The organism is Candidatus Nanopelagicales bacterium (assembly GCA_018003655.1).
In the GTDB taxonomy this organism is placed as follows: domain Bacteria; phylum Actinomycetota; class Actinomycetes; order S36-B12; family UBA10799; genus JAGNDY01.
In genome coordinates this window covers 6345-14264 of sequence record JAGNDY010000054.1, presented here as the reverse complement: position 1 = coordinate 14264, position 7920 = coordinate 6345, and the positions used below count along the sequence as shown (strand labels likewise).

Sequence of the window (7920 nt, the reverse complement as noted above, 5' to 3'; positions counted from 1 at the left end):
CAACACGCCATCTAGTGCCACATACGCCCTGGTGACACCACCCGTGGTATATGCTCAGGCGCAACAAAGTTGGGTTCGTCATACCCGCAATCACCTTGAGCGCCCCGTTTCTGCTGGTCAGAGCGGGGCGTTTCTCGTTGCCGAGCGAGGTGCCGATGCTGCTGCACCGCCGAATCGCCCTCGCGCTGGCGCACCTGCGAGCTGCCCGCTACGACGGGTGCGCGAGTGACATCAAGCGTGCTGAGCGGCGGTTGAACGGCCTGCTCGACGAACTGCCCCGATGCCCAACGGGGAACGCCCGAATGGAGTGCTGATGGCTGAACACCCCGCCGCCCCGCTGCTCGCCGCCGACTTCGGCCGCCTGCCGCACACGAACAAACTCGGCGAGAAGGGGTTCGTGCAGCTGCCCGGCTTCGGTACCGCCGGCATGAGCAAGGAGCAGGCCGACGCGACGGGTGCCGCTGGACTCGCCATTGCCGAGGCGATCATCGAGGACTTGCAGGAGCACGGCTATCCGGTGCTGAGCAAGGCCGACATCAAGGCGCGGATCGACGCTGCGGCCAAGGGAACGCCGCCGCCGAGCGACATCTCGCTGTTGTGCAACCGGTGCCGTCAGCCGGTGCTGGGTGTCAAGGGTGTCGACCAGGCGAAGATCCATGTGGGCACTGCGGTGGCGTTGTTGCAGGCGCACATGGAGGCGTGCCGGTGAACCACGAGGAGCACCTGGCATACAAGGCCGCATTCGCCGAGCGGTCCACCGGTCGCGCCTCCGGTTGCGGCCACGAAACAGAGTGCCCACCAGCACTGTCGGTACCCGACGTACTCGTTCTCTGTCCAGCGTGTGGCGGCTATAACGAGTGGCACTACTGTCACTACTGCTGCCCCTCGTGCGGACACGGCGCATGAGCAGCCGATCCAAGCGCCGCGGCCAGATCCCGCCACGACCGCAGATCATCCCCGAGCAACTGCGCGCCCAGTTCGCCGGTGTGCCACAGGTGCTCAACCGGCAGCAGAGCATGGAGCTGGTCGTCATGCTGGCCGCGCAGTTGAACCGGATGCTCAACGATGACACCAGGTTGCCGTGGGTGACGTCGACCATTGACCAGCGATCCGATGGGTTCAGCCTGCATGTGCAGGTGTTGGAGCCGAGCGGGGATGTTGACGCGGTGGTGCTGTGATCCTCGTCGCCGGCCCGCCGTGTGGTGGCAAGTCGACATACGCGACTGAGCACGCAGCGCCCGGCGACCTGGTGCTGGACTTCGACGACATCGTGGAGCGCATCACGGGTGATCGGTACTCACGCGACGCCGATGCACTGATGCGAGCCCAGACCGAATACCACGAGATGGTGTGTAGATGGTTCAACGAGTGGGAACCATCGAGCACCGGGCGTGAGCAGATCGTCGACACCACCAATGGCACGCACCACTGATCTCGGCTACGGCGCCGAGCACCAGAAGCGGCGCGAGCGTGAACGGCCACTCGTCGAAGCCGGCAAGGCGGTGTGCTGGAGATGCGGCAAGCCGATCCTGCCGGATGAGCCGTGGGACTTGGGCCACGACGACAACGACCGAACTCAGTACAACGGACCCGAGCACGTTCGGTGCAACCGAGCGACCAAGGGACACCGCGCTGCGTTAGTGGTGGACGACTCTCGCGTGTGGTGAAAGTCGTTGCAGTGCAACGTGATTCGCGTGACTCACAGGCGTGAAATCCGTTGTGCGACAACACAATAGGGGGGGTGGGTTGGCATCGTGACACGCGCAAAAGAGTCGCTGACACCTCGCAACTCTAGTTTCCCTCCCCCGAACTGCTCGCACGGATCACTATGCGGCACAACAACTTTCGCGCATCGAAATGCGTTGCAACACAACGTGATTCGCGTTGGCGCGCAACAACTTTCGAGAGGAGCGAACCGTGCAACGAACGTGCGCAGTGTGCGGTCGCGACTTCGATGCGAAGCGCAAGGACGCCATTACCTGCGGCGCGACCTGTCGCAGCAATCGGCGCAACGGTAAGTCGGCAACGACCCCGACCGATACGCCGCTAGTCCGAGCCACCCGCGCGGAACTCGAAGCCGCCGGCAAGCTCGACACTCGGCTCGGTCAACAGGCGCTCGTCCTGGCAGCCGGCATGTCGACGGGCTCGGGCGTCGGCCAGTTGTCGAAGGAACTCGATCGCGTCATGGAGGCGGCGATCGGCATCTCGGTCAAGCCGCCCGCGGCGGGGACGGGCGATGCTGTTGATGAGCTCCGCGCTCGTCGTGATGCGAAGCGGGCCGGTTGACCACCGCGCTGCGACAGGTGACGCCGGCGTTCGCCAACTTCCCGGCGTACACCGAGACGCTCGGGCCCGAGGTTGCCGACCTCGCCACGATGGCGGGACTGACACCGGACCCCGAGCAGGAGCTGGCGCTCAATGCGTTGTTCGCGCTGAGTCCCAACCCGCTGATCTCCGCGGCGTTCGAGTTCGCGATCATCTGCGCCCGGCAGAACATGAAGACGGCGCTGTTCCAGATGGCCGCGCTCGGCTGGCTGTTCGTCACCGATCAGGAGCTCGTCGTCTGGTCGTCGCACGAGATGGACACCACCGGCGAGGCGTTCGACGACATCGTGAACCTGATCGCCGACACCCCGCAGTTGAGCCGGCGCCTGGATCCGAACTTCGGCAAGGAGCCGGGCATCAAGCGCGGCAACGGCAAGGAGCTGATTCGGCTGCGGCCGAGCGCGGAGTGCCGCCACGGTCAACGGCTGAAGTTCAAGGCCCGCACCCACGGCGGCGCCCGCGGTCTGACGGGGAACAAGATCATTCTCGACGAGGCGTACGCGCTCAAGAAGGTCCACATGGGCTCACTGCTGCCGACGCTCTCTGCGGTCAAAGATCCCCAGGTGGTCTACGGCTCGTCGGCCTGCCACGCGGATTCCGACGTGCTGCGCGCGCTGGTCGCCCGCGGCCGGGAAGGCGCCAGTCCCCGGCTGGGCTATCTGGAGTTCTGCGCGCAGCCCGAGGTGAACGCCTGCGCCGACGAGAACTGCTCGCACGTCTTCGGTGTCGACGGGTGTGCGCTCGATGACATCGAGTACCTGCGCCAGGCGAACCCCGCACTGGAGCGGCGCATCACCATCGACTACATCCGAGCCGAGCGGGAGGCGCTGCCGCCGAGTGAGTTCGGCCGGGAACGGGCGGGCTGGCACGACAAGCCCGACGCGGCCGGCGAGGCACTGATCAAGCCGGACGTGTGGAACGCGCTGGCCGATCCGAAGTCAGAACCGCTCGATCCGGTGGCATTCGGCGTGTACGTCAAGCTCGACCGCACCGCATCGGCCATCGCGGCTGTCGGCCGCCGCGCTGACGGCAAGCTCCACGTCGGCGTCGTCCCGGCGGTGCGCGGCAAGGCGATCGACTCACTGCCGGGCACCGCGTGGATTCCCGACCGGATCAAGGAACTGGTCGACGAATGGCACCCGTGCGCGGTGGTGATCGACGGCCACTCGGCCGCCGCGTCGCTCATCACCCAGATCGAGGGCATGGGCGTCGAGGTGTGCAAGTCCAACGCAACCGATCTGGCCAAGGCGTGCGGCGCGTTCTACGACGCCGTGACGGCCGAGCATGATTCGCCGGCCAGCCTGCGCCACCGCGGCGCCGGCCCATTGTCGCGCTCGGTCGCATCGGCCAAGCGGCGCGACCTGTCCGACGCCTGGGCGTGGGATCGCAAGGACAAGGACAGCGACATCACTCAGCTGATGGCGGTCACTCTCGGCCTACATGGGCTGATCGAGTACGGGACACCGGAGAAGGTCGAGGTATGGGGATTCCTGTCGTGACACCGCTTCGGATTTCGGCCACATTGGCACTGCTCGCCGTCGCGGCGATCATCGCTGGCGTTGCGCTGCTGGCCGGCGTCGCATGGGGCCTGATCGTCGGCGGCATCCTCGGGCTGATCGGCGCGGTGGTGCTCTACCCGGTGGACCGATCGGCCATGTCGTCGGCGGGCGGCGGGATGCGCCCCGGGCGGCATGAGGGCCCGTGAACCTACTCGACCGGATCAAGGGCGCCGGCGCCGAGCCAGCGCGGGACATCGCGACGATTGACGACTATGCCGCGCTGCTCAATCAGTTCGCGTTCAATGGGATTGGGTATGGCTACGGCAGCGGGCTCACCTCGGGCGTTCAGCAGACGCTCAAGGGTCCGGCGACCGAGATGGCGCCCAACAACTTTCGCGGCCTGGCCGAGCACGCCTACGCGGCGAACGGGATCGTGTTCGCCTGCATGTTGGTGCGAATGCTCGTGTTCTCCAGCATCCGATTCCGGTGGCGGTCGATGGCCAACGGTAAGCCGTCGGACATGTTCGGCACGCCCGAGCTGGCGGCACTGGAGCGCCCCTGGGTCGGCGGCACCACGCAGGACATGCTGTTGCGCACCATTCAGGACGCCGACCTGGCGGGCAATTCGTATTGGTTCCGCGAGACCTCGATGGCCCGGCTCGGCACGCAAGACCCCGGCGGCGAGATGGTGCGGCTACGGCCGGATTGGACCGACCTCATCGTGGGCGAGCGCCAGCTCGCCGATGGCCGTGGCCAGATCGGTTGGCGCAAGCTCGGGTTCGTCTACACCGAGGGCGGCATTCAGTCGGGCAACGATCCGGTCGGGCTGCTCGCCGACGAGGTGGCGCACTTCGCGCCGACGCCCGACCCGTTGGCGGCCTACCGTGGAATGTCGTGGCTGACCCCGGTTCTGCGCGAAATCCAGGGCGACCAGGCGATGACCCGCCACAAGCGGTCGTTCTTCGACAATGGCGCCACGGTCAACATGGTGATCAAGCACAAAGAGGGCGCCCAGCAGGCTGCGGTCGAGAAGTGGGTCAAGGAGTTCGACTCGAAGTTCGGCGGGGTGTCCAACGCCTACAAGACGCTGCAGCTCTATCCGGGCGCGGACGTTCAGGTGGTCGGGTCCAACTTCAAGGACATCGAATATCGGAGCACGCAGGGCGCCGGCGAAACGCGAATCGCCGCCGCCGCCCAGGTGCCCCCGATCATCGTCGGCCTGTCCGAGGGGCTCGAAGCCGCGACGTATTCCAACTACCTGCTCGCCCGTCGGCGGTTCGCCGACGGCACGATGCACCCGCTGTGGAAGAACGCATCGGGGTCGTTCGAGGACATCCTCGCCATCCCCGGCGGTGCCGGTAATCACCTCTGGTACGACACCACCGACGTGTCGTTCCTGCGTGAGGACGAGAAGGACGCCGCCGAGATCGCAGCCGCGAAGGCCGCGACGATCAACTCCTACATCACCGCCGGTTACGAACCTGAGTCGGTCGTCAAGGCGGTCGAGGCCAATGATCTACGGCTGCTGGTCCATTCGGGCCTCTACAGCGTGCAGCTCCAGAAGCCGGGCGCTGATACACCCAGTCCGACAACCCCGCCCGCCAGCGCGACCGAGCAGGGCCAAGGAGGTACCGAATGACGACCACCGAGAATCGGGCCGTTCGGCCGCCGCTGGAGTCTGTGCGCGAGACACCGTTCTCACTGTGCCGCTCGGCCGATGATGACGAACCCGGCGACGGCCTCACGCTCGACGGCTACGGCGCGGTGTTCGGCACCCGCACGATCATCGACAGTTGGGAAGGCCGATTTGCCGAGGAGTTCGCGCTCGGTTCGATGAAGCGGTCGTTCCGCGACACCCCGCCCAAGGTCCAGTTCGACCACGGCCGGCACCCGATGATCGGCTCCATACCCATCGCGGCGCTGCGTTCGATCGCCGAGGAGGTCGACCCCGAACTGGCGCCCAACGGCGGCGCGCACATCGTGGCCCGAGTGTTCGACAACTGGCTCATGGCGCCGGTGCGTGACGCCATCGCGGCCGAGGCGATCAACGGCATGTCGATGCGCTTCTCGGTGGTCCGCGAAGTGTGGACGACGTACGACGGCAAGCCGATCCGCGACGAGCAGACGCTGATGCAACTGCTGCGCGAGGCCATCTACGACGACGTGCCCGACGAACTACTCCCGATCCGCACGGTCAAGGAGGCCAAGGTGCCCGAGATGGGTCCAGTGGTCTGGCCGGCCTACACCGAGACCTCGGTGTCGATGCGTTCCCAGGTGATCGACCTGGGACGCCTCCATGAACCCGAGCAGCGAAAGTTGCTCGCTACGGCGGTATTCCTCGCGGATGCCGCCGAGCAGGACGACGACGCGCAGCGAGACGCCACCGAGCAATCGGCCGCAGTCGAGCACCCGTCCGAGTCCGACGACGCGCAGCGATCCACCGCCATTCCGGCCGTAGGTGAGCACCCGTCGAAATCGCGCCGAGCCAAGGAACGAGCGATCGACCTGGCCGAAGTGCGCACGTCGATGAAGTCCATCTACAAGAAGAAAGGCTCACTGAAATGAGCGACATCGATCCCCAGGACGAGGCCCGCGGTAGCGGCCCGACCCTGACCCATTCCCAGTCGGTCAAGCGCCTCGAAGAGGTGTTCGCCCGCATGGAGGAACTCGGCGAGGCCGACGAACTCAGCCCCGAAGAGGATGCCGAGTTCGCCGAGCTGCGTTCGGAGTTCACCGAGGTCGACGAGCACCGCAAGCGCCTGGAGCGCGCCGCGGAGCTGGCCGCCGTCCGCACCGCCGCCGCCGGGGTGAAGTCCTCGCGCAAGCTGCGCGTCGACAGCGGCTCGCAGCGTGGCCGCGACGAGTACGACCGCGACTCGATCCTCGAACCCGATTCGGTCGAGGACTGCCGATTCCGCAACCCGTGGGATCTGTCCGAGGTCCGCACCTTCGGCCGTGACGGCGGCGAGGTCGCCGGCGAACTGCGTGCCCGCGCACTGTCGGCGATCGAGAAGATGCAGGGCGCATCCGACGACATCCGCCAGGCGGCCACGCACATCATCGAGCGGTTCGACTCGAAGGACTCGCGGCTGGCCCGCCAGTGCCTCGTGACCTCCTCGCCCGAGTACCTGCGGGCATGGTCGAAGATGGCCGTCAGCAAGGGGCACACCCTGACGCCGGCCGAGCAGCGCGCCATGAACGAGGTCGAGCAGTTCCGCGCCATGTCGCTGACCGATTCGGCCGGCGGCTACCTCGTTCCGTTCCAGCTGGACCCCACGGTGATCGTCACCTCCAACGGGGTGCGCAGCGACATCCGCCAGGCGGCCCGCGTGGTCGTCGCGACGGGTGACACCTGGAACGGCGTCAGCGCGGCCAATGTGTCGTGGTCGTTCGATGCGGAAGGTTCCGAGGTGTCCGACGACGCCCCGAGCTTCGCGCAGCCGTCGATCCCGAACTACATGGCCCGTGGCTTCGTGCCGATCTCCATCGAGGCGCTCGACGACGAGCAGAACGCGGCCCAAGAGGTCGGCCGTCTGCTCGCCGGCGGCAAGGAGGATCTGGAAGGCACCAAGCTGATCCTCGGATCGGGCTCGGGTGAGCCGACCGGTCTGATCACCGCGCTGGTGGCATCCTCGCCGACCGTGATCGCCACCTCGGCGACCACCGACACCTTCGCGCTGGCCGACGTGTACGCCCTCCAGGGCGCACTGCCGGCGCGCTACCGGGCCAACGCCTCCTGGCTGGCGAATAACCTGATCTACAACAAGGTCCGGCAGTTCGACACCGCGGGTGGCAACGGCCTGTGGGCGCAGCTCGGCGACGGTCGGCCGTCTGTCCTGTTGGGCCGCGAGGCCCTGGAGGCCGAGGCGATGGACGGTGTGATCAACACGTCCGCGGAGAACTACTCGCTGGTGTTCGGCGACTTCTCCAACTTCGTGATCACCGACCGGATCGGCATGAGCGTCGAGTTCATCCCGCATCTGTTCCACACCAGCAACAACCGGCCCTCGGGCCAGCGCGGCTGGTTCGCCCGGTACCGGATCGGTTCGGACTCGGTGAATGACGGCGGGTTCAAGCTTTTGAACATTACCTAGTC

11 protein-coding genes are annotated in these 7920 nt (G+C 66.6%); all 11 read left to right on the top strand.

What is annotated here, in order from left to right:
- The first annotated feature begins 155 nt into the window (after nt 1–155).
- Complete coding sequence (locus tag KAZ48_08225; protein MBP7972774.1) at nt 156–314, top strand: hypothetical protein; 159 nt, start codon at nt 156–158, stop codon at nt 312–314.
- Nucleotides 314–709 carry a hypothetical protein gene (locus tag KAZ48_08220; GenBank protein MBP7972773.1) on the top strand — a complete coding sequence of 132 codons (396 nt, stop codon included), beginning with the start codon at nt 314–316 and terminating at the stop codon, nt 707–709. Before KAZ48_08225 ends, KAZ48_08220 begins: the two co-directional genes overlap by 1 nt.
- Before the next feature lie 193 nt (nt 710–902).
- Nucleotides 903–1178, top strand: a complete 276-nt coding sequence (locus KAZ48_08215; protein ID MBP7972772.1) for a hypothetical protein — start codon at nt 903–905, stop codon at nt 1176–1178.
- Nucleotides 1175–1432 carry a hypothetical protein gene (locus tag KAZ48_08210; GenBank protein MBP7972771.1) on the top strand — a complete coding sequence of 86 codons (258 nt, stop codon included), beginning with the start codon at nt 1175–1177 and terminating at the stop codon, nt 1430–1432. The genes KAZ48_08215 and KAZ48_08210 overlap by 4 nt, the downstream gene beginning before the upstream one ends.
- Entirely contained in the window at nt 1416–1667 is a 252-nt protein-coding gene (locus tag KAZ48_08205) for a hypothetical protein (GenBank protein MBP7972770.1), read from the top strand. Before KAZ48_08210 ends, KAZ48_08205 begins: the two co-directional genes overlap by 17 nt.
- 250 nt (nt 1668–1917) lie before the next feature.
- Complete coding sequence (locus KAZ48_08200; protein ID MBP7972769.1) at nt 1918–2286, top strand: hypothetical protein; 369 nt, start codon at nt 1918–1920, stop codon at nt 2284–2286.
- Nucleotides 2283–3824, top strand: a complete 1542-nt coding sequence (locus KAZ48_08195) for a hypothetical protein (GenBank protein ID MBP7972768.1) — start codon at nt 2283–2285, stop codon at nt 3822–3824. The genes KAZ48_08200 and KAZ48_08195 overlap by 4 nt, the downstream gene beginning before the upstream one ends.
- Complete coding sequence (locus KAZ48_08190; protein ID MBP7972767.1) at nt 3806–4030, top strand: hypothetical protein; 225 nt, start codon at nt 3806–3808, stop codon at nt 4028–4030. The genes KAZ48_08195 and KAZ48_08190 overlap by 19 nt, the downstream gene beginning before the upstream one ends.
- Nucleotides 4031–4200: 170 nt before the next feature.
- Nucleotides 4201–5463 (top strand): phage portal protein, encoded by a 1263-nt coding sequence (locus KAZ48_08185; protein MBP7972766.1) that lies wholly within the window; start codon nt 4201–4203, stop codon nt 5461–5463.
- Complete coding sequence (locus KAZ48_08180) at nt 5460–6389, top strand: HK97 family phage prohead protease (protein ID MBP7972765.1); 930 nt, start codon at nt 5460–5462, stop codon at nt 6387–6389. The genes KAZ48_08185 and KAZ48_08180 overlap by 4 nt, the downstream gene beginning before the upstream one ends.
- On the top strand, nt 6386–7918 hold the full coding sequence (locus tag KAZ48_08175) for a phage major capsid protein (protein ID MBP7972764.1): 1533 nt from the start codon (nt 6386–6388) through the stop codon (nt 7916–7918). The genes KAZ48_08180 and KAZ48_08175 overlap by 4 nt, the downstream gene beginning before the upstream one ends.
- The last annotated feature ends 2 nt before the right edge of the window (nt 7919–7920 follow it).